The organism is Streptomyces sp. NPDC005402, assembly GCF_040606575.1.
In the GTDB taxonomy this organism is placed as follows: Bacteria; Actinomycetota; Actinomycetes; order Streptomycetales; family Streptomycetaceae; genus Streptomyces.
In genome coordinates, this window is sequence record NZ_JBEXFB010000018.1 from 160,758 (window position 1) to 186,214 (window position 25,457).

Consider the following 25,457-nt stretch of genomic DNA (forward strand, 5'->3'; position numbering starts at 1 on the left):
TCCGTCAAACCCCAGCAGTTCCCAACCCCCCGCACGGAACGGATGACCCCATGGCCCAGCATCGCCGACGCCGAACCACCGCTCTCGCCCTCGGTGTTCCGCTCGCCCTGACAGCCGCGGGAGGGCTCGCCTACGGCTTCCTCCCCGGCGCCCAGCCCAAGGCATCCGCCGCCACCACCGCGGCCCCCGCCTGGGCCACCGCCACCGCCGACGGCTTCGCCTCCGTCAACGCGCTGGGCCAGAACGGGACCTACGGCGGCCGGGACGGTCAGATCGTCACCGTGAAGACGCTCGCCGACCTGGAGAAGTACGCGACCGCGAGCGAGCCGTACGTCATCGTCGTCGCGGCCACCATCACCATGGACCCCGTCGGCAAGGAGATCAAGGTCCAGTCGAACAAGACCATCGTCGGGTCCGGGACCTCCGGACAGATCGTCGGCGGCGGCTTCTTCCTGGGCGCGGGGGTGCACAACGTCATCATCCGGAACCTGACCATCCGGGACGCCTACCAGGGCGTGTGGAACGACAAGGAACACGACTTCGACGCCATCCAGATGGACGGCGCCCACCACGTGTGGATCGACCACAACGACCTGCGGCACATGGCCGACGGACTCATCGACGTCCGCAAGGACAGCACCTATGTGACGGTCTCCTGGAACAAGCTCAGCCAGGACAACAAGGCGTTCGGCATCGGCTGGACGGAGAACGTCGTCACCGACATCACCATCCACCACAACTGGATCCGCGAGACCGAGCAGCGCAATCCCTCGACCGACAACGCGGCCCACGCCCACCTCTACAACAACTTCCTGGAGGACGTGGCCGGGACGGACATCAACTCCTCCTACGGCAACTACTCGCGCGGCGCGACGAAGATGGTCCTGGAGAACTCGTACTTCCAGGGCTTCAAGAACCCCGTCATCAAGGACAGCACCGCGAGCATCGTCCAGAAGGGCAACACCTTCGTGGGCACGAGCGGCAGGAACGAGAGCGGGGGCACCGCCTTCGATCCGAAGACGTTCTACGCCTACACGCTCGACAAGGCGGCCGACGTGCCCGCGCTGCTGAAGTCGGGGGCGGGGCCGCGCGGTTCGATCGGTACGACGGCCGCGGCCGCCACCACCAAGGCGGCCGCGGCCACGACGCTCACCGTCGCCAAGGACGGCAGCGGGCAGTACTCGACCGTGCAGGCCGCGGTGAACGCCGTACCGGCGGGCAACACCTCCCGCGTGGTGATCTCCGTGAAGCCGGGGACGTACCGCGAGCTGGTCAAGGTGCCGTCCAACAAGCCGCACGTGACCATCCAGGGCACGGGATCCAGCCGTAACGACACGGTGATCGTCTACAACAACGCATCCGGCACGCCCAAGCCGGACGGCTCCGGCACCTACGGCACCGGCGGCAGCGCCACCGTCGCCGTGGAGGCCGACGACTTCCAGGCCCGCAACCTGACGGTCTCCAACGACTTCGACGAGAAGGCGAACCAGAACATCGCCCAGCAGGCCGTCGCCCTGCGCACCGCCGCCGACAAGGTGTTCCTCGACGGGGTCATCGTCAGCGGCGACCAGGACACCCTGCTCGTGGACACCGCGTCCAAGGACAAGCTGGGCCGCGTCTACATGAAGAACTCCTACGTCGTCGGCAACGTCGACTTCATCTTCGGCCGGGCCACCGCGGTGATCGACAAGTCCGTCATCACCCTGAAGAAGCGCTGGGACGGCAGCTCGGCAGGTTACGTCACCGCGCCCAGCACCGCCGCCAACCGCAAGGGCATCCTCATCGCCAACTCGACGGTGAACGGCGACGTCTCGGCCGCGAGCTTCTACCTGGGCCGCCCCTGGCACGCCGGCGGTGACGCGAGCCTCGACCCGCAGGCCACGGTCCGCAACACCTCGTTGAGCGCCGCAGTCAAGTCCACGCCGTGGACGGACATGAGCGGGTTCTCCTGGAAGGACGACCGGTTCGCGGAGTACAAGAACACCGGCGCGGGCTCGGGTGCGGCCTCCTCCAACCGGCCGCAGCTGACCGACGCGCAGGCCGCCGGCCAGGAGGTCGCGGACTGGCTGGGCGACTGGACGCCGAGCGCGGCCTGATCTGGTCCGCTCCTCTGTCAGACCCTCGATCTAGGCTGGTCACGCAGATCGGGAAGTCGGACGGGGGAGCGGAACAATGGTGCGTATCGAAAGGCATCGGGTCGGCGAGGCGGCCGTTTCGGCGGTGCGGAAGGACTTCGCGAACAGGATCGGTTCGCAGGTCCACTCCATGTCCAAGGCCGGCCCGGTGACGGCGTGGGAGTGGTGGCTGATCGCCCAGGAGTTCGTCGAGTACCTCGGCGCGCTCTCGGTGGAGACGCCGGATCTGCACTCCCCCGAGGCGAAGGCGGTCCTGGAGGACGCGGCCGAGGCGGCGGCCGGCGCGGTGGCGTACGCGGCGTACTTCCCGCGCGACCACTTCGAGGTCTTCCTCACCTACCCGAACTGGGGCCTGGTCTACGACCGCGAGCCCGGCGGCAGCCCGGAGCCGGTCACGGCCGCCAAGTGGCTGGACGCCTTCTGCCTGGCGATCCTCGTCGAGAAGACCCAATGGCACGGCGAGGCCTTCCACTTCGCGCGCGAGGCCCCGCAGCAGGGCCGTTCCGGACACCCCGACGCCGAACTGATCAACGGCTTCATGGCGTACGTCATCGGCGACACCGCCGACGACGACCTCACCTACGCACCCTCCCGCGAACAGAAGCTCACCGCGCTCGACGCGGCACTCGACCGGGTCCGGGCGCTGGAGACGGAGACCGGCCGCCAGCTCGCCGACCAGCCGTACGGCATCGGGCTGCAGGCGCTGCGCGCGCTGACCGCGGGCGACCGGAAGGGGTTCGGTGCCGCGGTCGTACGGCTGTTGAGGCCGCTGACCGGCACCACCGGGCCCGGAGCGCGACCGGGCAGTCTTCTCCCGCTCCTGCCGATCGCCCTGACGGCGCTGGCGTACCGGGACGAGGGCTGGCCGCCGGCCGTCGACAGCGACTACCTGCCGGACGCGCTGGTCACCGGGTTCAAGGCCACACCGCCGCGGGTGGGGCCCTACGGCCGGGACCGCCGCCCGGACGCGGTGGCCGAACTCGCCGCGGGCGTGGTGGAGTTCGGGCGAACCCTGGAGCCGCGTCCCCTGGACCCGGACAGCGAGGAGCAGTTCGAGCGGTACACCCGGGACGCCGTCACACCGGTCCCGGGCAAGTCGCTCACCACCTTCGAGCTGGCCTACGCCGTCACGTACCAGGAGCTGCTCTTCCGGACCCGTGCCTCGCACACGCCTGACGCGAGCGACGCCCAGCTGGAGAACCTGCGGCTGGCCGCGGAGCTGGGGGCCGCGCTGTTCCGTACGACGCTGGCGGAACCCGGCGCCGACGTGCCGGTGACGATCGACGGCAGGACCGTGACGTACCCCGCCTGCCGGGACGAGGACGCCGGGCCGGGGGCCTGGCACCGGGCGGTGCACCTCGCACTGATCACGGGGCGGCGGGAGCATCTGGCGCCGCTGGTCCTGGCGGGGCCCGAGCGCGTCGGTCCGGACCGTTCCGTGTCGGCCTCCTACCGGCGGGCCCTGCACGACTACCTGCGCGGCGAGGACCCCGAGCCCGCCACCGACCTGGCACTGCGGGACGTGGGCAGGGCCCGCGACCAGGGCTTCCCGCCGCCGCCCACCGTGCTCTTCTCCCAGCTCGTCGAGGGCGACGAGGAGAGCTTCAACCTGGCCCTCCTGGACGCCCTCACGGCCCACCGCGACCATTACGCCGTCGCCGACCGCCCCTCCGACCCCGACGCCGCCCTCAGCCTCGACATCCTGGCCCTCACCTGCCATGCGCGCCGGAGGGGCTGGGAGATCAGGGTGAGGTCGCCGTATCTCCCGGCGCGGATCGTGGAGGCGGCTGAGCCGTTCTGAGAGCCGCGATGAACCGTGGATCGTCCGGACCGTGCGAGGAATGGGGGTACCGCCTGCGCGTCAGCGTCTGAGGGTCACCGTGTCGTCCGGCGGCTTCCGCAGGATCATCGTGTCCTCCGGGAGCGGGCCCGGCAGACGGGCGTACCAGGCGGTCCAGGAGTTCGGGGTGGGCCAGGGCGAGGTCGAGGAGGTTCAGGCGCATGGCCTGCCGTACGAACTCCGGGCGGCCGGTCAGCCGGGACAGCGCCGTGTCGGAGCGCTGTGCCTCGCGCACGGCGGAGTCGGGCACGCCCAGCGCCCGCACCACGGACGGGACCGCCGGCACGGCACGGGCCCTGCGTGTCTCGCGGGTCAGGGCCGCGGCGGACGCACGGGTCAGGTGCAGCCCCTCCGAGGCGCGGGTGCCCGGCCGGTAGGTCGCCAGGTCCCCGATGTCCAGGCGCATCCCGCCGATCCGGGTGGCGACGCCCCGCTCCCCGTCGCGTGCCACGCGTACGTCGGCCCGCAGCCGCAGGTCGTGCCCGGCGACCGGGAGCGTGCCGCGCACGGCGACCCGGTCACGGCCGGCGCCCCTGAACGTCACCTGGGACGCGCCGAGTTCACGGTTCATGTCGGCGAAGGAGAGCAGGGCGTCACCGTGCAGCTCGGGAATGCGCGCCCCGCGCACGGAGGTCGGACCGTCACCGTCGAGCCGGATGTCGTGCGCGGTCGCCGACACCGCGGCCAGCGTGACCCGGTCGGCGGCCACGTCCGGGACGGTCACCTTCACCGAGTCCAGGCGTCCGCCCACGACTTGGGTCAGGAAGGGGAAGCCGCCGATCTCCACCTCGGGCGCCGCGGTCAGCCGCAGCCGGTCCTTGAGGGTGTCGGCGGCCCGGTGCTCGGCGTAGAGGACGGCCCAGCGGTCGGCGAGCGTGAGGAAGGCCGCCGCCACCAGCAGCGAGGCGACCGTCTTCAGCGCGAAACGGCCCCGCCGAGGGCGCCGGCGACTGCGGCGGTGCTTCGGCGGGGCCGGTTGTTCAGGCTCTTCGTCGTGGTACGGGTAGGGATGCGTCGGTATCTGATGAAGGGCACGTATCGATCCATCCGATCATGCGAACGCCCCCCACCCGCGACTCCTGCCCGGGCTGTGCGACTCAGCTCACGGAATTCCTACTGCACGATCGTGATCCGGTTCGCCGCCGGCGGCGCGATCGGGCTGCTCGCCGACGAGTTGGCCGTCAGGTACTCAACGAGAGCGGCGAGGTCGTCGCCGCCGACGAGGTCGTTCGTGCCCTGGCCCAGCGTGGTGAAGCCGTCGCCGCCGCCCGCGAGGAAGCTGTTGGTCGCGACGCGGTAGGTGGCCGCCGGGTCGACGGCCGTGCCGTTCAGCTGCACGGAGTCGAGGACGATCCGGTCCGCGCCGGTCTTCGTCAGGTCCAGCGTGTACGTGAGGTTCGCCGACGGCTGCAGCACCTTCGGCGAGGCCGCGTTGCCGCCGCTCACCTGCTCCTGGAGCACCTTGAGCAACTGGGCGCCGGTGAAGTCCTGGAGGTTCACGGTGTTGGAGAACGGCTGCACGGTGAAGCCCTCGGCGTACGTCACCACCCCGTCGCCCTCGGTCCCCTTGGCCGTGTAGGTCAGGCCCGCCCGGACCCCGCCCGGGTTCATCAGCGCGAGGTCGGTCCCGGGGTCGAGCTCCCTGCCGTACGCGAGCTGGGCGTCGGCGATCAGGTCACCCATCGGGGACTCGGTGCCGGTGCTCGGGACGTCGGCGGAGATGTAGCCGATCGCGCGGTTGCCGATGGGCGCCGCGAGGGTGTTCCACCTGCTGATCAGCTCGGTCATGTCGGGCGCCTTGGCGACGGTCCGGGTGACCACGTGGTTCGCGGACTTCACGGCCGTACGGGCGATGTCGCCGGTGAAGCGGTCGTACGTCAGCGTCGTGTCGGTGTAGAGGCGGCCGAAGGAGGCGGCCGAGGTGACCATGCGGGGCTTGCCCGACGGGTCGGGGATCGTGCAGACGTACGCGGCGTGCGTGTGGCCGGTGACCAGGGCGTCCACGGACGGCGAGATGTTCTTGGCGATGTCGACGATCGGGCCGGAGATGCCGTCGCCGGCGCCCGGGGAGTCACAGTTGTAGTTGTACGAGCCCGAGGCGGGCTGGCCGCCCTCGTGGATGAGGGCCACGATCGACTTCACGCCCTGCTTCTGGAGCACGCGGGCGTACTTGTTGATCGTCTCGACCTCGTCCTTGAACTTCAGGCCCTTGACGCCCTCGGCGGACACGACACCCGGGGTGTCCTCCAGGGTGACGCCGATGAAGCCGACCTTGACGTCCTTCTTCTTCCACACCCAGTAGGGCTTGAGGATCGGCCTGCCGGTCTTCTCGTCCAGGACGTTGGCCGCGAGGTAGGGGAAGTCGGCGCCCTTGAACCTCTTGTCGGTGTAGCAGCCGGCGGTGGGGTGGCAGCCGCCGTTCTGGAGGCGGGCGAGTTCCTTCGCGCCCTCGTCGAACTCGTGGTTGCCGACGCTCGTGACATCGAGGTCGAGCTTGTTCAGCGCCTCGATGGTGGGCTCGTCGTGGAAGAGGCCGGAGATGAGCGGGGACGCGCCGACCATGTCACCACCGGCGGCGGTGACGGAGTAGGCGTTGCCCTTGCGGGCCTCGCGCAGGTGCGTGGCGAGGTACTCGACACCGCCCGCGTCGATCGTCTTCGTCGTGCCGTCGGCCTGGAGCTCGGTGACCCGGCCGGAGGAGCCGGACGGCGGCTCCAGGTTGCCGTGCAGGTCGTTGAAGGACAGCAGCTGGACGTCCTGGTAGCGGCTCGGCAGCGGCTTGCCGTGCTTGCTGTCGTGCGCGCCCGCGGGCAGCGCGGCGGCGAGGGCGCCGACGGTGGCGAGACCGGCGGCCGCGGCGACCAGACGGTACGTACGACGTCTGCGGCGAGCGGCGTCCGACTGGCGCGGCTGGGATGTGGCTGGCATAGGCCCCCCTGAGCTTCTGCTGATTCCGGTGCGGGAAGTGGCCCCGTTCCGGCGCAGCCTAGGGTCAACGCGCGTAGCGCGACAGAGGTTTCGTGGTTACATCCTGATTGCTTCTTTGCCGCCGCTTTGCCCGGACCTCCCCTTACCCTCGTAGCCATGACCAGCGACGACATCGCACGCCCCGGCATCTCCCGCTCCATCGAGACCCTTTCGGCGCTCTCGCCGGAACAGACCGAGGCGGTCCTTGGACTCCTCGCCGAGGCCGCGCACCACGACGGCCAGCAAGCGGTGTCCGAACAGGGCAGGTTGCAACTGCGCGGCGGCACCCGCGAGGGCGTGTCCCATCTGCTGCTGTTCGTCGGTGACGAACTGGCCGGCTACGCCCAGCTGGAGGACACCGACCCGGTGGAGGCCCCGGCGGCGGAGCTGGTCGTCCACCCCGCCCACCGCGGCCACGGTCACGGCCGCGCCCTGGGCTCGGCGCTCCTCGCCGCCTCCGGCAAGCGGCTGCGGGTATGGGCCCACGGCGGCCACAGCGCCGCCCGCCATCTCGCCCAGGTCCTGGGCCTCACCCTCTTCCGTGAGCTACGGCAGATGCGGCGCCCCCTGACCGGCCTGGAGCTGCCCGACCCCGTGCTCCCGGCGGACGTGACGGTCCGCGCCTTCGTCCCCGGCGAGGACGACACCGCCTGGCTCGCGGTGAACGCGGCCGCGTTCGCCCACCACCCCGAGCAGGGCTCCCTGACCCAGCGCGACCTCGACGACCGCAAGTCCGAGGCCTGGTTCGACCCCGAGGGCTTCTTCCTGGCCTTCCGGGACGGCGAACTGGTCGGCTTCCACTGGACCAAGGTGCACGCTGCCGAACAGCTCGGCGAGGTCTACGTCCTCGGCGTCCGCCCCGGCACCCAGGGCGGCGGCCTCGGCAAGGCGCTCACCACGATCGGCCTGCGCCACCTCGCCGCCCAGGGCCTGCCGACCGCGATGCTCTACGTCGACGCCGACAACAAGGCGGCGGTGTCGGTCTACGAACGGCTCGGGTTCACGACGTACGAGACGGACCTGATGTACCGCTCGGAGACGTGAACTCGGCGGGTTTCACAGGGAGCCGTCGGCAACAGCCCGGGTGTGACGCCAGGACGGCAGGAGCTCGTCGAGGAGCGCCTCGGTGCGGGGAGGGAGGCTGCGGGCGCCGCCGCCGAGCTCGTGATGGCGGGCGGTGAGCGCTGCCGCTGCTTCGAGCTTGGCCGTATCGCCCGTGGCGTGTGCGGCGCGTAGGAGTTCGTTCCAGAGCCGCTCGTCCGTGGGTGCGGTGGTCAAGGCCGTGTGGAGGGCGTCGAGCGCCGGCGCCGGGTTGTCGGCTTCCCGGTGGTGGGCGGACAGAGCCAGTGCGACGTCTGCCACCAGTAGGGGCAGCTGGGTCTCGATGAGCTCGTGGGCGAGCCAGGTGTAGCGGCCCTCCGGGCGGTCGGTGAGCAGGGGGCCGCGGACCAGTGCCAGGGCGTCGTTGAGCAGGCGTTCCCGTACGCGTACGTTGCCCGAGCCGGTGCCTGCGGTGGCCTCGTGGTGGAGGGTGCGGAGCACGTCGAGGTCGGAGACGACGGAGGGCGCGAGGGTCAGCCGGCCGTCCGTGCCGGTGCCGAGCCGCGGGGTTCCGTCGGGGTCGGATCCCAGCCAGGTTCGCAGGCGTTCGATGAAGGCGTCACGGACATCCTCGGTGACACCGCGGGGCCACAGACCGGAAGCCAGGACGCGCGGGTGCACTCCTTCGCGGTGGAGCAGAAGCATGGCCAGGGCCTCGTGGAGAAGCGGGCCGTGCTCGGTGTCGGACGTGTCGAGGCCGGTGATCACGTACGTGCCGATCAGCCGTGCGTACACCGCGGGTCGTCCGCTGGGGGTGAGGTCGACACGGAAGGGCGGGGTGCCGGGGTCCGGGTCACCGCCGGAGGACGAGGTGGAGGGCGACGAGCTGGGACCGGCGTCCCCGGCACCGGCACCGGCTCGGTTGACGGCACCGGTCCGGCCCCCGGCACCGGCAGGGATGGTCAGGCTGATGCGGTGCCCGGGGTTGAGTTTGACCGGGAGACCGGCGGCCGCGAGGAAGTGGCCGGTGGCCTGCCGCCACTGGTGCCAGCCGTCGGGGGTGTGGTCGGGGTGGGTGAAGGCCGGGATGTAGCGGCTGCCGTCGTCGTCGGTGACCGTGTAGAGGCCGTCCTGACCCTCCTGGGCGAACAGGATGAGCATGGCGTCGCCGAAGGCCGCGAGCAGTTCCGCCTCGCTGCCGTAGCCGGTGACCGCTCGCTGCACGGCGGCGTCCAGGGCGGTGAGCGGAGCGGGGAACTCCAGCGCGACCGGCGACGGGCGGTACTTCGGGTTGTGCGTGAAGGAGACGAGCTGCCCGGAGTGGTCGACGGACCAGCCGCCGACGATGCCGTACGGGGGAACCGCGCCGGCGGGGTCGAAGTACGGGTCGATCGCGTACACGTAGCCGCCGCGCTGCCGGGCGGCCTGGGCGCGCAGGGCCGGGGTGACCGGGGGGACGGCGGGGGCGCCGGTCGAAGCGGTCACGGGTACGGGCTCCACTCGTTCTCGAAGGCGACCTGCTCGGCGATGGTGGCCAGCGTCTCGCGGGGGGCGGGATCGAAGGTCAGGATGCGATCGGCATTGGTGAGGCGGGTGAACGGGGTGAGGTGGTACACCTGGAAACCGCCCATGCCACGGCACATCCCGGAAGCCCAGGTGTCGCGTCGGGAGCCGTTGACGCCCAGCAGCCATCCCTGGGGTTCGAGCTGCTCGCGGACACGGAAGAGCGCCTCGAAGCAGTCACCCGCTCTGCCGGAGACCTCTCCCCAAGGGCCCTCGGCGGTCACGGTGTAGTCGTGGTCGCGGTCGTCGCCGTCCCAGCGCAGAACTGCGTCGGCTTGCCGGTCACCGTTGAAGGCGAGGACCTCGAAGCGGTCAGGAATGAGACGACTCATCGGGTCCATCCTTGGGGCAGTTGGCTTGCGGGCGGTGATTCAGGGCTGGGAGCGGTGGGAGTCCGGGGGACGTGCGGCTCGTAGTGGGGGTTGGGTATCCATTCCCCCTTGGTCCCGTCACGAGCGATCTCCCAGGCTCCCTTGATGTGCTTGCGGTCGATGCCGCCGGCGAAGGCGATTTCCTTGTCGGTTTCGGCGTACTTGTTGTTCGGCAGCGTCTGGTTGACGTCGATCCCGCCGGGAGCGTCGATCTCGTACCGGTAGTCCTTCACCCAGTTCGCGTTCGGATCCGTGGTGGTGCCCACGAAGGCCGACTTGTGGTTGCCCTCCACATAGCCGAACAGGTCGTTGTTGGACGAGTCCCATGGGTGGAAGCCCTGCTCGAAGATCTCCCGGGGATGACGGTTGTCGTTGCGGTACAGCGGTTCGTGGCTCTCGCGCCACACCGGCTGGTGCCTCATGCCGTCGATGTCGATGTTCTTGTCGACGGCCGCGGGAAGGCTGCGCGGATCGTCCGGGTCCAGTTTCCCGGCCGCCTCGGAGGCGTCGTCGACGTGCTTGACGGCTCCGGCGGCGTCCTCGGCGAGGCTCTGGCCGACGGTCTTGGCCGTGTCCTTGGCGACCGCGCCCTCCACGCTGTGGGCGACCGACCTGGCGCCGATCTTGCCCGCGGCGCCCCCGCCGCCGATGAAGTTGGTCGCGAAGGCGCCCATGGCCTGGTTGCGGTCGGTGCTCCAGCCCTCGCCGACGAGGCCTTTGACCAGCTCGGTGGGGTGGTTGGCGGTGTGCACAAGGCCGCGGGCGACGCCGGTGAGGTTGGTGGTGTAGTCGGCCGGGTGGGTCAGGTTGTAGGGGTCCATGGGGTTGACCGTGCGGGCCAGGCGCAGCATCGAGGTGCCGGTCTTGAGGACGCCGCCCAGCTTGTGCTCGGCCCCGACCAGCTGGTTCTTCAGCGTGTTGCCGAGTTCGCGCTTGAGGCGGTCCAGGCCCTCGGGCTCGGCGGGGGCCTGGTCGGTGCCACGGGCGAGCTTCTCGGCCAGTTGGGCGCCCGCGCTGTCGCGCTCGCCGCGGGCCGTCTTGAGCAGGTGCTCCGCCGACTTGCGTCCCTCGGCCCCGGGGTCCTGGAACGGGCCCGGCTCCTGCGGAGGTCGCTGCCCGTCCTCGGTGCCGGACAGGCCCGCCACCTGGAACGCGAGGGCCTGCCGGGTGTAGTCGTCGACCTCGCGTTGGTACTGCTCCGAGGCGGCCTCGGTCCGCTGCCGGGCCTGCTTCCACTGCTCGACCGCCTCGCGGGCCTGCTTGCGCGCCCACTCGACGGCGTGGGCGTACTGGTCCATCGCGGCGGCCGCGTCCTCGAACGAGTCGGCGGCCTTCAGCCAGCGCCTGGGATGGGTCTGCACCTTCTCGCGAAAGCGGTCGGCGGCCTGTCCGTGCCAGTCCGCGGGGTCCATCTTCCGCAGCGCCAGGCCGGTCCGTTCGAAGGCCGCGCCCAGCTTCCTCAACTGCCCCGCAGACTTCCGGATCGCGCTCGCGTCCCCGTGCACCAGCAACGCCGGGTCGTCGGTCTCGTCCAGCTCCAGCTCGCGGGTGCGGGCGCCCAGTTGGTCGGCCACCCAGGAGCCGGCTCCGTCGGCCTTGTCCGCCCAGCCGTGTGCGCCGGCCGCGTCGAGCAACTCCGACGTGCCGTGGGTGACGGTCTGCACCCCGTCGGCGAAGGTGTCGCGCAGGCCCTGGGTGGCGCCGTCCAGATCGTTGAGGAAGCCCATCACTTCCCCTTCGCCGAGACGCCGGAGCCCGGTCCGTCGTCGTCACCGCCGAAGGCCATGGAACCGGCGGCCTTCACCACCCCGATCTCACCGCCGGCATAGCCGGTCTGAGTGACGTCGGTCCAGGTGGCGGAGAGGTTCTTCCGGCTCTCCTCGGAAGCGTCCTCAAAACCGGCCATGGAGTAGTCGGGACGGTAGGTGTCCGCGGCCTTGTCCCCCACCTGGCTCCAGGACATCTTCTCCGCGTCCTGCGAGGTCAGTGTCGGGTCGGCGGTCGCGGACAGCGCAACGTCCTTGAGGACGCCCATGCCGTACTCCTCCGCCTCGTGGTAGTAGCCGGCGTTCAGATCCAGCGTCCCGGCCACTTCGTTGCCCTCGTCCAGGAGCGCCTGGACCTCCCAGCCCCAGCGCTCGGCGAAGTCGTCCAGCCTCTGGGAGGCGGCGGAGTGGCCCATCGCGTTCGGGGACACGGACAGATCGGAGAAGCCCTGGCCCGTGGTCGCTCCGGTCGCATCCGTGATCTTCTTCAGCTCGTCCAGCGCATCGTTGATGCCTTTGGACACCTGCTTCAGGATCTGCGGGTCGACCCCGTAACCACCACCGCTCACCACACCGCCACCTCGCTGTCGGCGACGGGTTGCCTGTCGAGCGCGATCCCGTCCGGCACGATCCCGGACACCGGTGGCAGGAAGGCACGCAGTTCGGAGGACACATCCACCACGACCCCCATGGGCACCCGGTCCCGCCCCACCAGCGCCGGAAGCAACTCGTGCAGCAACTCCCCGCCGTTCACACGGACGTAGCGTGCGTACCTGGCCAGTTCGGCGGGCAGTTCGCCGGGCTTGGCGGCCTGCCACTTCTGCTGCAGGAAAACGTGCATCTCATGGGCGCTGGTGAACGCGAACAGCCAGCGGATGCCATCCAGCTCCCCACTCCACACGGCGCCCTCACCGAGCAGGGGGAGCAGAAGCTCCGCGTCCTGCGCGGCCTCTACCAGCGCCGGCGGATCCCCTGCACCACGCAGGAACGCGCCCATCTGCGCCCGCAGTTCCGCCACCCCTGTCGACGACTCCCCGCCCTCACCCATCCGGGTCCGGCCCCCCGTTCGCCTCGACCTGCCACGACTTCGGCGCATGCCAGCCATTTCGGCACGTCAGCGGCTACGTGGCATGGGCAGGGCGATTCTAGATCGACGCCCGCGGCCCCTGCGAATCGGGAGGACCTCACCCGCACCTCCACCCCGGCCTCTTGGAACCGAGCCGGACATCACCCGGGCAACCGTCCCGGGACCCGCCGCCGAGGGCGCTGCCCGGCACGCCCTCACGTACCGGACCGACCGGAGGATGACGCCCGACGCCCAAGGGCGAGCCGCGGCCCCGGTCCGTTCCTCAACGCCCTTCTCCGCAACGGCTCCGGCCCACACCCCGCCCACACCACCACCGCGCACCCCAGCACCACGGCCCACCGCAGATGCGCCGCCTCCCAGTCCGGGGCTCCCACCGGGACGAACAGGTCCCAGCGGGTGGGGAGCAGGAGAGGAGTGAGGAGGGCCACGGTCAGGACGCCGGCCGCCACCGAGGGGCCGGGTTCGGGTTCGTCGGTGAAGCGGACGGCCACCGCCGCGGCGGCCAGCGCGAGGAGGGCCGTCGCCGCCGCCTCCAGGGTGACCGCTCCGAGGGGCGGCCGTGCCTCCTCCGGCAGCAGGGCCAGCACGGCCGTCCACCACAGCGCGGCGACCGGGGCGACCAGCGCGACCCGCAGCCCACTGCGCACCCAACGCCGGGTGGGCACAGGGGTGGTGAGCCGGCGGGCCGGGTCGTCGAGCAGGAAGGCCAGACCCAGGGCGAAGACGAGGGCGGCGGCCCGGAGAAGGTTCAGACCGAGCCACGCGTCGGGCGAGCCGGACAGCAGCCGCGGCAGACCGGCGACCAGCAGGCCCACGCCCGCCCCGGCACCGACGGCCCGCCACGGCACGGTCCGCGCCACGGCCAGCACCAACGCTCCGCGGGCGCCCCCGTCACCCCTGCGCACAGTCCCGCTCCCCCTTCGGCACCTCGGTCCCCAGCACCCGCGCCACCCGGTCCGTCGAGACCCCGGACCTGGTCAGCTCGGCCCAGTGCCGCTTCACGGAGGCGGTCACCTCACCGCGCGGCCGACGCAGCAACTCCCGTACGACATCGGTCTGTCCGGCCGTCATGGACAGACCGCTGGTCGGGGCGAGGACACTCGCCGCCCCGGTGACGCTGTCGTCGATACGGGCGTTCGCGAGGCCGGCCATCGGGTGCGCGTCGCCGCCCAGGGCCAGCCACATCGCGGTGACCACCCGCCCGTCGCACAGCTCGCTGCCCTTCGACTCGTCACCGGCGACCAGCACATAGGCGACGGCGACCGCGAACTCGGGAACCCGGTTGCCGCCCCATCGCGTGCCGACGGTGACCTGGTGCGGTGTGGTGAGCGGTTCGATCGCCGCGTCGCCGCTCAGGCCGTAACGGGCCTCGAACCGCTGCCGTACGAGAAGGGGCTGCCGGGCGGCCGGGCCGCCGGCCAGGGACTGGACGCGGTCCACGACCCCCGCCCAGGCGTCCGCCCGGCCGGTCCACTCGGGGAAGGCGCAGTACGTCGATCCGCCGCGGCGCACGCACGACTCGTCCCGCTGCGGGGAGACCGAGGCCTGTTCGCGGGCCGCGGCCAACTCCGGTGGGACGCCAGCGGACTGGGCCACCGCGCCGGCCACCGTCAGCGCGAGCGCGCCTGCCGCACCGGCCTTCAGCAGCAGGGTCCGGCCGCCGCTCATGAGGACCGCGACGAGGGCGAGCAGCAGGATCAGTCCCGTCAGATACAGCGCGTGCCAGGCCGCCGGGCGCCCGACGAGGTCGGAAGGGAGGACCGTGTTGCCGCCCTCCTCGCCCACGATCGGGGGCAGCCACCGGGTCCACTCCGCGTCGCTGGTGCCCGCGGTGAGGAACACGCTGAGGACGAAGAGTCCGACCACGCCGACCGGCGCCGCGAACGTGGACGGGACCAGCCGGGCGAGCAGTACCCCGAACGCGCCGCACAGCAGCACGTACAGGGGGCCGACGGCCAGTTCGGCCAGTGAGCCGTGGCCCACCGCGCCCGCCCTGAGGGCCTGCCGGGTGAACTCGGCGAGCACGACCAGCGCGGTGACGGCGGCGAAGGGCACCACCGACAGCACATGCGCGACCGTCCGCCGCCACGGCTCCATGAGCAGCACGTCGAACTGCCGGTCGGTACCGCGCCTGCGGGAGCGCAGCGTGCACCGGTTGACGCACACGAACAGGGCGATCCCCAGCAGCAGGGGCCCGCTCTGGGTGCCGCGGTCGGTGTTCTGGAGGGCCGGGAAGGCCTCCATGCCGTCCTGCTGGTGGAACAGCGTCCAGGCGGTGTAGCCGACGTACAGCACGAGCGTCACCAGCACCGGGATGTACCGCAGCAGGTCGCGTGCCTCGAAACGGGCGAGGGCGAACACGGCGGCCCAGGTCCGTCGCGGAACGTCCTCGGGTACGGCGGCGGACTCGGCCACCGTCTGCGTCGCCAGGCTCATGCCGCCGCCACCTCCGCGGCCTCGTCGTCCAGGGTGAGCAAGTAGCCGTCCTCCAGGGTGGGTTCGAGGAGATCGGCGCCGGTGGGCGGGGCGCCGACGTTGCGGAAGGAGCCGGTGCCGGTGCGCCAGCCGGCCTTGGCACCCGGGGCGCGTTCCGTGCTGCTCCACACCCGGCCGGCCGCGCGTGCGGTCAGTTCGGCGGGGGTGCCCTCGAAGAGGATGCGGCCACGGGCCATGACGAGGACGCGGTGGCAGAGCATCGCCACGTCCTCGGTCTGGTGGGTGGACAGGAGCACGGTCCGCCCCTCCCCCGCCTGGGCGATCAACTCCCGGAAGCGCATGCGCTGTTCCGGGTCGAGGCCGACGGTCGGCTCGTCCAGGACGAGGAAACCGGGGTCGCCGACGAGGGCGGCGGCCAGCGCGACCCGCTGCCGCATCCCGCCGGACAGCTTCTTGATGCGCCGCGCGCGTACGTCCCCGAGGTCGACCTCCTCCAGCACGCGCCGCACCTCGCGGTGGCGTGCGGTGCGGTCGGTGAGCTCCTTGAGGATCGCCACGTAGTCGACGAACTCGAAGGCGCTGAAGTCCGGGTGGAACCCCGGGGTCTGCGGCAGATAGCCGAGCGAACGGCGCACCTCCTGACGGCCCCGCGAGCTGCCCGGGTCGTGACCGAGGACGGTGAAGGAGCCCCGGTCGGCGGGCACGGCGGTGGCCAGCACCCGCAACAGGGTGGTCTTTCCGGCCCCGTTGGGCCCGAGCAGTCCGGTCACCCCCGGCGTCAGCCGCAGCGACACGTCGTCGAGTGCGCGGGTGCCGCCGTAGCGGAGATGGAGCCCGGAGGCGGAGACGGTGGCGGTCATTGGGCGCTCCCGTTGAAGGAATCGAAGCGGTCACGGAGGAGAAGGAGCAGCCCAACGGCGACCACTGCCGCCACGCCCCGCCCGACCGGCACGGGCGGCAGCCCGCGGCCGGAGACGGTGGCGGTCATTCGGCGCTCCCGTTGAAGAGATCGAAGCGGTCACGGACAAGGAAGAGCAGCCCGGCGCCGAGCGCGGCGACCGCCCCGGCCACGCCCTGCCCGGCCGCCGTGAACGGCGCGAGCGCGTCGGCGTTCGTGTGCTGCGCGGCCTGCGCGGCCAGCAGTACGGCGATCCAGGCGCCGCCGACCAGGGACGGGGCGAGGACCGGGCCGAGCCTCGGGGTGAGGGCGAGGCCGGTGGCGGTGAGGGCGAGCGCGGGCAGCAGCCAGGCCAGGGCGCGCAGGCCGTAGCCGGGCAGGGCGAGGCTGGCGAGCCCGTTGAGGCCGAGACCCGCGACCAGCACGGCGAGCGTGCGGATCATCAGCAGCCGGAAGCCGTGCGTGGGCGCGACGACCGTCATCTCGTAGGTCGGGTCCAGCGCCGGGCCGTACGACAGCGCCACGCCGACCAGCGGCAGCAGCGGGGCGAGGGCGAGGAACAGGGTCGGCGACTCGGTCGTACGCACCGCGCCGACGGTCACCAGCAGCAGGAACACCACGGACGCCAGCCAGGAGCGCCTGAGCACCGGCGTGGCCGCGAGCAGCCGCGCCGTGTGGTCGGCGATCCCGACCCGTGTGAGCAGCGACTCGAACCACCCCGGCCGGGGCGCGTCCAGCTCGGCGTCCAGCCGTTCCCATCCGGCGTCCAGCGCGACCGGGTCGGTGCCATCGGCGAGCAGCCCCCGGCACTCGGCGCAGACGGCGAGATGGGTGTCGGCGGACCAGAGCAGGGGGGCGGCCAACTCGCCCCGGGCGTAAGCCCGTAGATCGTCTTCGGCCACATGCCACGTCATGCCGCCACCTCCTCGACTCGTCCCTGTACCGAACCCTGCGGTCGGTCCGAAGCTGCCGACGCTGCGGGCACTGCGGGCACTGCGGCCCGCGGCGGCACCGGAACGCCGTGCGCCCCGGACCCCGTCCGCCTCCGCGGTCGTCCGTCTGCACTCACGCGAGCGCCTCCCTCAGCTGCTTGCGGGCCCGCATCGCCCGGGTCTTGACCGTGCCGGGCGGGATGCCCAGCAGGACGGCGGCCTCGCGGGTGGTCAGGCCGTCGATGACCGTCGCCTGGAGCACCGCCCGCAGCTCCGGTGACAGCCGGACGAGGGCGCCCGCGAGGTCCCCGTGCTCCACCCCCGCGAGCACGCGTTCCTCCGCGGACACCTCGTCCCGGTGCCGCAGCCGCGACAGGGCCTGCCTGAGCCGGCCCCGCGCCCCGTCGCCGCGCAGCGCGTCGATCAGCCGCCGTGAGCCGATCCGCCACAGCCACCCGGCCACATCGCCTTCCTCGCGGTACTTCGCGGTCCCCCGCCACACCGCGAGGAACGTCTCCTGTACGACGTCGTCGACCAGGCCCGCGTCCGCGCAGCGCCCCCGCAGCCGGGCGAGCAGCCAGGGCGCGTACCGCCGGTACAGCTCCTCGAAGGCACGCCGGTCGCCGTCCGCCGCGATGGCCCGCAGCAGATCCCCGTCGCTTCTCGTTTCCCTCACGCCCCTTCATCGGACGAGGGCCGCCGACCGGTTCATCCGGCGACAAAGAAATCACGCTTGACTTTCGCGGCCCCCTTCCACCACCCTTTCACTACTCAATTAGTGAAAGGGTGGTTGTCCGCGTGGTCGAGTACCGCATCGACCGGCGCTCCGGCGTCGCCACCTACGTGCAGATCGTCCAGCAGACCAAGCAGGCCCTGCGGCTGGGCCTCCTGGAACCCGGGGACAGGCTCCCCACGGCCCGCGAGGTCGTGGAGGCCACCGCCATCAACCCGAACACCGTGCTCAAGGCGTACCGCGAGCTGGAACGCGAGGGCCTGGTCGAGGCCCGCCGCGGTCTCGGCACCTTCGTCCGCAGGACACTCGGCGCCGGTGTCCAGGCCGCCGACACCCCCCTGCGCGCCGAGCTCGACGAGTGGGCCAAGCGCGCCCGGTCGTCGGGCCTGGGCCGCGAGGACGTCGACGCGCTCTTCACCGCCGTACTCGACGAGCACTTCCCGAAGGGGGACCAGTGAGTTCCACCAGCACCACCCCGGCCGTCGCCCTGGAGGCGTCCGGCCTGGGCAAGCGGTACGGCCGACGGGCCCCGGCCCTCGACGGCTGCTCCTTCCGGCTGCCCGCGGGCCGCATCAGCGCACTGGTCGGCCCCAACGGCGCCGGGAAGTCCACCCTCCTCGCCATGGCCGCCGGTCTGCTGCGGCCCAGCTCCGGCACGCTCACCGTCCTGGGCCGGGCGCCCGGCGAGACCCGCGAACGGATCGCCTACCTCGCCCAGAACAAGCCGCTGTACCCCCAGCTGACCGTCGCCGAGACCCTGCGCATGGGCGCCGAGCTCAACCCGGCCCGCTGGGACGCCGCCCGCGCCGCCCGGATCGTCGAACAGGGCGACCTCGACCCGAAGTCCCGCATCCGCGGACTCTCCGGCGGCCAGCGCACCCGGGTCGCGCTCGCCCTCGCGCTCGGCAAGCGGCCCGACCTGATGCTCCTCGACGAGCCGATGGCCGACCTCGACCCGCTCGCCCGGCACGACCTCATGGGCACCCTGATGGCGGACGCCGCCGAGCACGGTACGACCGTGCTGATGTCCTCACACATCGTCGCCGAGCTCGCCGACGCCTGCGACCACCTGCTGCTCCTGGGCGGCGGCCGGGTCCGGCTCGGCGGCGGCATCGACGACCTGCTCACCGCGCACACCCTGGTCACCGGCCGCGGCACCCCCGACGACCTGGCCCCGCACACGGTGATCGAGTCCCGTACCGCGGGCCGCGGCCTGACCGCCCTGATCCGCCGCGACGGCCCCGTCGGCGAGGGCTGGGCGACCGAGGAACCCTCGCTGGAGGAGCTGGTGCTCGCCCACCTCCGCGCCCCGCAGGCACCCGCGCTGCTCACCCCGGGCACCACGGCGACCACCTCGATCACTGAGGCGGTGACGGCATGAGCACCACCACCCTCGAAAAGGCTTTCGCTCCCGTGGTGCGGCCGGCACCGCACGGCCTGGTCCGCACGGTCCTGCGCCTGCACCGGACGGCCCTGTGGATCTGGCTCGCCTTCGTGGCGTTCACCGCGGGCCTGCTGCTGTGGCTGACCGGCCCCGGCGCCGACGCCACCGCCCGGCAGCTGGAGAGGTTCGGCTACGGCGGCGGAGTCATGGAGGCCGCGTACTCCGGCGACACGCTCCTCTACTTCACCTCGGGCGCCTACAACAACCTCTTCTACGACCCGGACACCCTGATCACGCTGGGTTCCTTCGCCGTCGCCCTGTTCGCCGGCGGCCCGCTGACCGCGCGTGAACTGGAGAGCGGTACCGCGCAGTTCGCCTGGACCCAGTCGGTCTCCCCGGTGCGCTGGCTCGCCGCCAAGCTCGCCGTGCCGGCCGCCTTCGTCCTCGTCGGCACCGGTCTGCTCACCCTGCTGTACCGGCAGCTGTGGTCCGCCCACAGCAACCTCCTGGTCGCCGGCATCGGCCCCCGTTCCCTCTACTTCTCCCTCGGCCCGGCCACCGTCGCCGCACCCCTGCTGGGTCTCGCCCTCGGCACCCTGATCGGCCTCGCCGTCCGCCGCACCCTGCCCGCGCTCGCGTTCAGCGGGTTCGCGTACTTCCTGGTCTACGCCTTCCGCGGCAACCACTGGCCCTTCCAGGGCCGCTACCAGCAGCCGGAGCTCAGCTCCCGCAGCTCGGCGTTCACCTCCACCGGCGCCGAGATCAGCGACCCGGGGTGCTACACGGACAAGGCCTGCCTCGCACAACACGACATCGTCCGCTTCACCCGCGCGTACCTGCCCTCCCCCGACTACTGGCCCCGCCAGCTCCTGGAGACCGGCGTCCTGCTCGCCCTCACCGCCGTGGCGGTCACCCTCGCGTTCGCTCTCCTGCGCCGACGGGCGGCCGCGGGATGAGCACACCGACCGTCCTGCCGAAGGGGCTCACCCGGACCGTGCTGCGGCTGCATCGCACGGCGCTGATCGTGTGGGCGGTCTTCGTCCTCGGCTGCGCCGGCTACCTGGTGTGGCTGACCGAGGTCACCGCCGACTCGGCGTACGCGACCCTGGACGCCTGTCCCAGAGGCGAGGCCTGCGGGCTCGGGACCGCGTACACCTACAGCACGGCCATGGGCTGGATCAGCACGTTCATGTACTACAGCTTCTGGATCGTCGCCGCGTGGGCGGGCGGCGCGCTCATCGGCCGCGAGCTGGAGAGCGGCACCGCGCGGCTCGCGTGGTCGCAGGGCGTCTCCCCGGCACGCTGGCTCGCCGCCAAGCTGGCCCTGCCCGCGTTCGCCCTCGTCCTCGGCGGTGCCGTGTTCGTCCCCGTCTACCGCTGGGCGTGGTCCGCGCACCGGGATCTGATGGGAGACAACCCGCTCTTCAACGACGTGTTCGCCGACCACGGCCCCCTGGTGGTGGCCTACGGCCTGTGCGCCCTCGCCGTCGGCACGCTCACCGGCCTGCTGCTGGGCCGTGCGCTGCCCGCCCTGGCGGTCTCGGTCGCCGTGATGGCGCTCCTCAACCGCTCCCTGGAAGGCCGGCGCCCCGACCCGCTCCCCACCTCCGCCTTCTGGGCCGCCCACCTCACCGAAACCGGCCTCGTCCTCACGACCGCCGCCCTCACGACCATCGCGGCCTTCCGGATACTGCGCCACCGCACCGCCTGACACCGAAGCCGCACCACAGAAGCGCACGACGAACAGCCCCTCGTCCCCGGCCCACCCCCTGGGCCCTACACCACCACACCACCCGCCACCCCGGGGCTCGCCCGCGTCACCGCGTCCACCCTCCTGGCGAAGCGCAACCCGACCGTCGCCGCAGGAGGACCTCCGCCCGGCGACCAGAAGCACGGGACGCACACCCCGGCGCACCCACACCCCACGCCCCGCCCGCACCCCCACGCCGAGACCGGCGCCGCCTCCAGCTCCAGCTCCAGCTCCAGCTCCAGCTCCAGCTCCAGCTCCAGCTCCAGCTCCAGGCCACCACACCGCCCGCCACCCCGAACCGCACGGCAGAAGTCCGCGACCTGCGCTCCCCCGGCCCCGTCCGTACCCCTCACCAAGACAGGCACCACCCCCGCCACTCCTGGGCCCTACGCCATTACACCGGCCGGCTCCCGGACCTCACGCCCCCGGCCCGGAGCACCGGACGCTCGTCCCCGTGCACCCACACCACGCCCTCCGCCCCCTACCCCACGCCAAGACCGGCGCCGCCCCCACCGCACCGCACCCGCCCAACCCCTCGAACCACCCGCCCCGCCCCGCCCCGCCCCGGCGAGGGACACTCGCCGCCCCTGCCCAGACGCCCGGGAGCCGTCCCCCGATATCCCGAACGCCATGTCGCCGTAACCGTCGGTTCAGACAGGCTTGCGAGGCTCACCGAATGAAGCCCGCCGTGCCAGAGCCTTCGCCGCCGCCCGAGGGAAGCGCGGGGAACGGGGCCGCCCCGGTCGCCGCCGTGCTCCCGCTCGCTGCCTCCGACGCGCCCGTTTCGCTCCTGGCGCGGAAGAATGGGTCCATGAGCCAGTCGAACACCCAGGCAGAGGTCCAGCACGTGCAGCCCTCCGTGGGCTCCATAGCCGCGCACCGCCCGCACACCGTGTCGGCCACCGTCTCCGATCTCGAACCCGACCTCGACGCCGATCTCGACGCGTACGAGGAGATCCCGGTCGACGGTGCCGCCCAGCTCCCGCAGGGCCGTTTCCTCGACCGGGAGCGCAGCTGGCTCGCGTTCAACGAACGCGTCCTCGAACTCGCCGAGGACCCGAACACCCCCCTCCTGGAACGCGCGAACTTCCTCGCGATCTTCGCCAGCAACCTGGACGAGTTCTTCATGGTCCGGGTGGCCGGACTGAAGCGCCGTATCGCCACCGGAGTCGCCACCCGCTCCGCCTCCGGCCTCCAGCCCCGCGAGGTCCTGGAGATGATCTGGGCCCGCTCCCGCGAGCTGATGGCCCGGCACGCCGCCTGCTACCACGAGGACGTCGCCCCCGCGCTCGCGGAGGAGGGCATCCACCTGGTCCGCTGGAACGAACTCCAGGAGAAGGAGCAGGCCCGCCTCTTCACCCTGTTCCGGCACCAGATCTTCCCGGTCCTGACCCCCCTCGCGGTCGACCCGGCGCACCCCTTCCCGTACATCTCGGGCCTGTCGCTGAACCTGGCCGTCATCGTGCGCAACCCGGTCAACGGCAACCGCCACTTCGCCCGGGTCAAGGTCCCGCCGCTGCTGTCCCGCTTCCTGGAGTCCTCCCCCGGCCGGTACGTCCCCATCGAGGACGTCATCGCGGCCCACCTGGAGGAGCTGTTCCCGGGCATGGAGGTCCTGGAGCACCACACCTTCCGGGTCACCCGCAACGAGGACCTGGAGGTCGAGGAGGACGACGCCGAGAACCTCCTCCAGGCCCTGGAGAAGGAGCTCATGCGGCGCCGCTTCGGGCCGCCGGTGCGCCTGGAGGTCGAGGAGTCCATCGACCGCGAGGTGCTCGACCTGCTGGTGCGCGAGCTGAAGATCTCCGAGGCGGAGGTCTACCCGCTCCCCGGCCCCCTCGACCTCACCGGCCTCTTCCGCATCGCCGGCCTCGACCGCCCCGAGCTGAAGTACCGCAAGTTCATCGCGGGCGTCCACCGCGACCTGGCCGAGGTCGAGTCGGCGTCCGCGCCGGACATCTTCGCCGCGCTGCGCACCCGTGACGTCCTGCTGCACCACCCCTACGACAGCTTCTCGACGTCCGTCCAGGCCTTCCTCCAGCAGGCGGCCGACGACCCGGACGTCCTCGCCATCAAGCAGACCCTGTACCGCACCTCGGGCGACTCCCCCATCGTCGACGCCCTCATCGACGCCGCCGAGGCCGGCAAGCAGGTCCTCGTCCTGGTCGAGATCAAGGCCCGCTTCGACGAGCACGCCAACATCAAGTGGGCGCGCAAGCTGGAGGAGGCGGGCTGCCACGTCGTCTACGGCCTCGTCGGCCTGAAGACCCACTGCAAGCTGTCCCTGGTGGTCCGTCAGGAAGGCGACATGCTACGGCGGTACAGCCACGTCGGCACCGGCAACTACCACCCGAAGACCGCACGGCTGTACGAGGACCTGGGTCTGCTCACCGCCGACCCGCAGGTGGGCGCGGACCTCTCGGACCTCTTCAACCGGCTCTCCGGCTACTCGCGCCGGGAGACCTACCGCCGACTGCTGGTGGCCCCCAAGTCCCTTCGCGACGGCCTCATTTCCCGCGTGAACAAGGAAGTCCAGCACCACCGCGCAGGACGCCCGGCCTTCATCCGCATCAAGGTCAACTCCATGGTGGACGAGGCGCTCATCGACTCGCTCTACCGCGCGTCCCAGGCGGGCGTGCCGGTCGACGTCTGGGTGCGCGGCATCTGCGCGATCCGCCCCGGCGTCACGGGCCTGTCCGAGAACATCCGGGTCCGCTCGATCCTCGGCCGGTTCCTCGAACACTCCCGGGTCTTCGGCTTCGGCAACGGCGGCGAACCCGAGGTGTGGATCGGCAGCGCCGACATGATGCACCGCAACCTCGACCGCCGGATCGAGGCACTGGTGAGGATCACCGACCCGGCCCACCGGGCGGCCATCAACCGGCTGCTGGAGACCGGCATGTCCGACACCACCGCGTCCTGGCACCTCGGCCCGGACGGCGAGTGGACCCGGCACGCCATGGATGCGGACGGCCAACCCCTGCGCAACGTCCAGGAGATGCTCATAGACGCCCGGAGGCGCCGGCGTGGCACAGCAACACCTTGATCCGACGGATCCCCTGTCCGGGCACCTCGGCCCGTCCCCCACCGGGGACGCCCTGGCCGGCTACCTCCGGTCCCAGGCCACGGAGTTCCTCCGCGCCCTGCGCCAGCACCGCGAGTCCGGCGGTACGGCGGCGGGCGCGGAGGAACCGGCCGACGCGGCCCGGGCCCTGCGCCGCTCGGTCCGCCGTATCAGCGCCAGCCTCCACACCTTCCGCCCCCTGCTCGACGCCGACTGGTCGGAGGCCCTGCGCCCCGAACTGGCCTGGCTGTCCGGAACCCTGGGCATGGAGCACGCGTACGAGTCCCGGCTGGAACGGCTGCTGCTGGCCCTGCACCGGCTGTCGGGCGCGGTGTTCCCGGCACAGCCACGGGCCGCCGACGTGAGCGCGGGCAGTCGTGCCGTCGGAACGGCGCCCGTCGGCACGGCCCCGGCGCCCGCCCAGGACCGCGGCAGCCTGACCGTGGGCGCCGCCAAAGCAGGCGCCCTGCTGGACCGCCAGCTCACCCTCGCCCGCACCCGGGCCCACAGCACCGCCCTCCAGGCCCTGGGCTCCAGCCGCTTCCACGCGGTCGCCGACAACATCGCCGTACTGGCCAGCGAAGTCCCCCTGGTGCAGAAAGCCGTCGCCACCGACCTCCACCCCATGGCCACCGCCGCGCAGGAACGCCTCGAAGACGCGGTGACCGCCCTCCCCCTGGTCACCGCGGGCCACCCCTACAACGCCGAGGCCCTCGTCCACGGCCTCTCCCCGGACCCCTCCCCCCACCCCCAGGACGCCCCCTGGCACCAGGTCCGCCTGCTGCTGCGCCTGCACCGCTACGCGCGCGAGGTCCTGACCCCCGCGGTGGACGTACGGCTCCTGACGGCGGGCCAGTGCCTGGACCGCCACCGGGACGCCTCGGAGGCGGCAGCGGCGGCGGCCTCGGCGGCCCGCACCCCCCGCATCGCCCCGGCCACCGCCTACGCCCTCGGCGTCCTGCACGCCGACCAGCGCCACGAGGTGGAGGCGGCCCGGTTCGCCTTCCAGCAGTGCTGGCAGAAGCAGGCGGTGAGCACATGACCGATCCCGGCGACTACAACGACTCCGTCATCCAGGCAGCCGGCTGCGTCCTGTGGCGCCGCTCCCCGACCGACGGCGAGCCCGAGATCTGCCTGGTCCACAGGCCGAAATACGACGACTGGTCGCACCCCAAGGGCAAGCTCAAGCGCGGCGAGGACGCCCTCGCCGGAGCGCTGCGCGAGGTCGAGGAGGAGACGGGCTACCGGGCCGTGCCCGGCGCCCCGCTCTCCACCACGAAGTACTACGCCAACGGCCGCCCCAAGCAGGTCCGTTACTGGGCGGCCGAGGCCACCACCGGCGCCTTCACCCCGAACGACGAGGTCGACCGCGTCCTTTGGCTCTCCCCGGCGGCCGCCAGGAACCGGCTGACCCAGCCAAAGGACCGGACCCTGGTCGACGAGCTCCTGGTGCGCGTGCTGGAGCAGACGTAGGCCTCAGCCGTCGGCAT

The 25,457-nt window shown here is 72.0% G+C and carries 21 protein-coding genes and 3 pseudogenes; 10 read left to right on the forward strand and 14 right to left on the reverse strand.

Going from position 1 to position 25,457, the window contains the following annotated elements:
• Nucleotides 1–50: 50 nt before the first annotated feature.
• Together ABZT02_RS31085 and ABZT02_RS31090 are read left to right on the forward strand one after the other, a co-directional pair.
• Nucleotides 51–2,096, forward strand: coding sequence for a pectinesterase family protein (locus tag ABZT02_RS31085; RefSeq protein WP_356023310.1), 2,046 nt, complete (start codon nucleotides 51–53; stop codon nucleotides 2,094–2,096).
• 76 nt (nucleotides 2,097–2,172) lie between these two features.
• Nucleotides 2,173–3,936: an immunity 49 family protein gene (locus ABZT02_RS31090; protein ID WP_356023312.1), complete on the forward strand. Its 1,764-nt coding sequence runs from the start codon at nucleotides 2,173–2,175 to the stop codon at nucleotides 3,934–3,936.
• Nucleotides 3,937–4,081: 145 nt separating this feature from the next.
• On the opposite strand, the pseudogene ABZT02_RS31095 reads toward ABZT02_RS31090, so the two are convergent.
• Nucleotides 4,082–5,014, reverse strand: a pseudogene (locus ABZT02_RS31095) (DUF2993 domain-containing protein); the annotation flags it as partial.
• A gap of 74 nt (nucleotides 5,015–5,088) precedes the next feature.
• On the reverse strand, nucleotides 5,089–6,903 hold the full coding sequence (locus tag ABZT02_RS31100; protein WP_356023314.1) for a bifunctional metallophosphatase/5'-nucleotidase: 1,815 nt from the start codon (nucleotides 6,901–6,903) through the stop codon (nucleotides 5,089–5,091).
• Between the two features lie 156 nt (nucleotides 6,904–7,059).
• Between ABZT02_RS31100 and mshD the strand changes: the two genes are divergently transcribed.
• A complete protein-coding gene (gene mshD / locus ABZT02_RS31105; RefSeq protein WP_356023317.1) occupies nucleotides 7,060–7,986 on the forward strand; it encodes a mycothiol synthase in 927 nt (308 codons plus the stop codon).
• 12 nt (nucleotides 7,987–7,998) lie between these two features.
• On the opposite strand, the pseudogene ABZT02_RS31110 reads toward mshD, so the two are convergent.
• The 11 genes and pseudogenes from ABZT02_RS31110 to ABZT02_RS31160 form a co-directional block, all read right to left on the reverse strand.
• A pseudogene (locus ABZT02_RS31110) lies at nucleotides 7,999–8,835 on the reverse strand (bacterial transcriptional activator domain-containing protein); the annotation flags it as partial.
• 111 nt (nucleotides 8,836–8,946) lie between these two features.
• Nucleotides 8,947–9,483: pseudogene (locus ABZT02_RS31115) on the reverse strand (type VII secretion system-associated protein); the annotation flags it as partial.
• Nucleotides 9,465–9,878 (reverse strand): hypothetical protein, encoded by a 414-nt coding sequence (locus ABZT02_RS31120; protein ID WP_356023319.1) that lies wholly within the window; start codon nucleotides 9,876–9,878, stop codon nucleotides 9,465–9,467. The gene ABZT02_RS31120 and the pseudogene ABZT02_RS31115, both read right to left, overlap by 19 nt.
• On the reverse strand, nucleotides 9,875–11,644 hold the full coding sequence (locus tag ABZT02_RS31125) for a putative T7SS-secreted protein (RefSeq protein WP_356023321.1): 1,770 nt from the start codon (nucleotides 11,642–11,644) through the stop codon (nucleotides 9,875–9,877). The genes ABZT02_RS31120 and ABZT02_RS31125 overlap by 4 nt, the downstream gene beginning before the upstream one ends.
• Nucleotides 11,644–12,252 (reverse strand): hypothetical protein, encoded by a 609-nt coding sequence (locus ABZT02_RS31130; protein ID WP_356023324.1) that lies wholly within the window; start codon nucleotides 12,250–12,252, stop codon nucleotides 11,644–11,646. The genes ABZT02_RS31125 and ABZT02_RS31130 overlap by 1 nt, the downstream gene beginning before the upstream one ends.
• Nucleotides 12,249–12,731, reverse strand: coding sequence for a hypothetical protein (locus ABZT02_RS31135; RefSeq protein ID WP_356023326.1), 483 nt, complete (start codon nucleotides 12,729–12,731; stop codon nucleotides 12,249–12,251). The genes ABZT02_RS31130 and ABZT02_RS31135 overlap by 4 nt, the downstream gene beginning before the upstream one ends.
• A 233-nt stretch (nucleotides 12,732–12,964) precedes the next feature.
• Nucleotides 12,965–13,675: an ABC transporter gene (locus ABZT02_RS31140; RefSeq protein WP_356023329.1), complete on the reverse strand. Its 711-nt coding sequence runs from the start codon at nucleotides 13,673–13,675 to the stop codon at nucleotides 12,965–12,967.
• A complete protein-coding gene (locus ABZT02_RS31145; protein ID WP_356023331.1) occupies nucleotides 13,662–15,206 on the reverse strand; it encodes an ABC transporter permease in 1,545 nt (514 codons plus the stop codon). Before ABZT02_RS31145 ends, ABZT02_RS31140 begins: the two co-directional genes overlap by 14 nt.
• Nucleotides 15,203–16,066, reverse strand: coding sequence for an ABC transporter ATP-binding protein (locus ABZT02_RS31150; protein ID WP_356023333.1), 864 nt, complete (start codon nucleotides 16,064–16,066; stop codon nucleotides 15,203–15,205). Before ABZT02_RS31150 ends, ABZT02_RS31145 begins: the two co-directional genes overlap by 4 nt.
• A 124-nt stretch (nucleotides 16,067–16,190) precedes the next feature.
• Nucleotides 16,191–17,018, reverse strand: a complete 828-nt coding sequence (locus ABZT02_RS31155; protein WP_356023335.1) for a zf-HC2 domain-containing protein — start codon at nucleotides 17,016–17,018, stop codon at nucleotides 16,191–16,193.
• A gap of 151 nt (nucleotides 17,019–17,169) precedes the next feature.
• On the reverse strand, nucleotides 17,170–17,712 hold the full coding sequence (locus tag ABZT02_RS31160) for an RNA polymerase sigma factor (protein ID WP_356023338.1): 543 nt from the start codon (nucleotides 17,710–17,712) through the stop codon (nucleotides 17,170–17,172).
• A gap of 122 nt (nucleotides 17,713–17,834) precedes the next feature.
• Here ABZT02_RS31160 and ABZT02_RS31165 point away from each other — a divergent pair, with 122 nt between their 5' ends.
• From ABZT02_RS31165 to ABZT02_RS31180, 4 genes are read left to right on the forward strand one after another with little or no spacing between them, the layout of a single operon-like run.
• Nucleotides 17,835–18,227, forward strand: coding sequence for a GntR family transcriptional regulator (locus tag ABZT02_RS31165; RefSeq protein ID WP_356023340.1), 393 nt, complete (start codon nucleotides 17,835–17,837; stop codon nucleotides 18,225–18,227).
• Nucleotides 18,224–19,150 (forward strand): ABC transporter ATP-binding protein, encoded by a 927-nt coding sequence (locus tag ABZT02_RS31170; protein WP_356023342.1) that lies wholly within the window; start codon nucleotides 18,224–18,226, stop codon nucleotides 19,148–19,150. The genes ABZT02_RS31165 and ABZT02_RS31170 overlap by 4 nt, the downstream gene beginning before the upstream one ends.
• Entirely contained in the window at nucleotides 19,147–20,109 is a 963-nt protein-coding gene (locus ABZT02_RS31175; RefSeq protein WP_356023345.1) for a hypothetical protein, read from the forward strand. Before ABZT02_RS31170 ends, ABZT02_RS31175 begins: the two co-directional genes overlap by 4 nt.
• Nucleotides 20,106–20,864 carry a hypothetical protein gene (locus ABZT02_RS31180; protein ID WP_356023347.1) on the forward strand — a complete coding sequence of 253 codons (759 nt, stop codon included), beginning with the start codon at nucleotides 20,106–20,108 and terminating at the stop codon, nucleotides 20,862–20,864. Before ABZT02_RS31175 ends, ABZT02_RS31180 begins: the two co-directional genes overlap by 4 nt.
• 65 nt (nucleotides 20,865–20,929) lie before the next feature.
• Here ABZT02_RS31180 and ABZT02_RS31185 read toward each other — a convergent pair whose 3' ends face one another.
• Nucleotides 20,930–21,268, reverse strand: coding sequence for a hypothetical protein (locus tag ABZT02_RS31185; protein ID WP_356023349.1), 339 nt, complete (start codon nucleotides 21,266–21,268; stop codon nucleotides 20,930–20,932).
• Nucleotides 21,269–21,714: 446 nt separating this feature from the next.
• On the opposite strand from ABZT02_RS31185, the gene ABZT02_RS31190 reads away from it, so the two are divergent.
• Genes ABZT02_RS31190 through ABZT02_RS31200 form a run of 3 tightly spaced genes read left to right on the forward strand, consistent with a single transcriptional unit; the run spans nucleotide 21,715 to nucleotide 25,440 of the window.
• Nucleotides 21,715–23,949 (forward strand): RNA degradosome polyphosphate kinase, encoded by a 2,235-nt coding sequence (locus tag ABZT02_RS31190; protein ID WP_356023352.1) that lies wholly within the window; start codon nucleotides 21,715–21,717, stop codon nucleotides 23,947–23,949.
• Nucleotides 23,930–25,009, forward strand: coding sequence for a CHAD domain-containing protein (locus ABZT02_RS31195; protein WP_356023354.1), 1,080 nt, complete (start codon nucleotides 23,930–23,932; stop codon nucleotides 25,007–25,009). The genes ABZT02_RS31190 and ABZT02_RS31195 overlap by 20 nt, the downstream gene beginning before the upstream one ends.
• Nucleotides 25,006–25,440, forward strand: a complete 435-nt coding sequence (locus ABZT02_RS31200) for an NUDIX hydrolase (RefSeq protein WP_356023357.1) — start codon at nucleotides 25,006–25,008, stop codon at nucleotides 25,438–25,440. Before ABZT02_RS31195 ends, ABZT02_RS31200 begins: the two co-directional genes overlap by 4 nt.
• Nucleotides 25,441–25,457: the final 17 nt, after the last annotated feature.

Coding starts and splice junctions, on each gene's coding strand:
- ABZT02_RS31085 (WP_356023310.1), top strand. CDS start 51: ATGGCCCAGCATCGCCGACGCCGAACCACCGCTCTCGCCCTCGGTGTT.
- ABZT02_RS31090 (WP_356023312.1), top strand. CDS start 2,173: ATGGTGCGTATCGAAAGGCATCGGGTCGGCGAGGCGGCCGTTTCGGCG.
- ABZT02_RS31100 (WP_356023314.1), bottom strand. CDS start 6,903: ATGCCAGCCACATCCCAGCCGCGCCAGTCGGACGCCGCTCGCCGCAGA.
- mshD (WP_356023317.1), top strand. CDS start 7,060: ATGACCAGCGACGACATCGCACGCCCCGGCATCTCCCGCTCCATCGAG.
- ABZT02_RS31120 (WP_356023319.1), bottom strand. CDS start 9,878: ATGAGTCGTCTCATTCCTGACCGCTTCGAGGTCCTCGCCTTCAACGGT.
- ABZT02_RS31125 (WP_356023321.1), bottom strand. CDS start 11,644: ATGGGCTTCCTCAACGATCTGGACGGCGCCACCCAGGGCCTGCGCGAC.
- ABZT02_RS31135 (WP_356023326.1), bottom strand. CDS start 12,731: ATGGGTGAGGGCGGGGAGTCGTCGACAGGGGTGGCGGAACTGCGGGCG.
- ABZT02_RS31145 (WP_356023331.1), bottom strand. CDS start 15,206: ATGAGCCTGGCGACGCAGACGGTGGCCGAGTCCGCCGCCGTACCCGAG.
- ABZT02_RS31150 (WP_356023333.1), bottom strand. CDS start 16,066: ATGACCGCCACCGTCTCCGCCTCCGGGCTCCATCTCCGCTACGGCGGC.
- ABZT02_RS31155 (WP_356023335.1), bottom strand. CDS start 17,018: ATGACGTGGCATGTGGCCGAAGACGATCTACGGGCTTACGCCCGGGGC.
- ABZT02_RS31175 (WP_356023345.1), top strand. CDS start 19,147: ATGAGCACCACCACCCTCGAAAAGGCTTTCGCTCCCGTGGTGCGGCCG.
- ABZT02_RS31180 (WP_356023347.1), top strand. CDS start 20,106: ATGAGCACACCGACCGTCCTGCCGAAGGGGCTCACCCGGACCGTGCTG.
- ABZT02_RS31190 (WP_356023352.1), top strand. CDS start 21,715: ATGAGCCAGTCGAACACCCAGGCAGAGGTCCAGCACGTGCAGCCCTCC.
- ABZT02_RS31200 (WP_356023357.1), top strand. CDS start 25,006: ATGACCGATCCCGGCGACTACAACGACTCCGTCATCCAGGCAGCCGGC.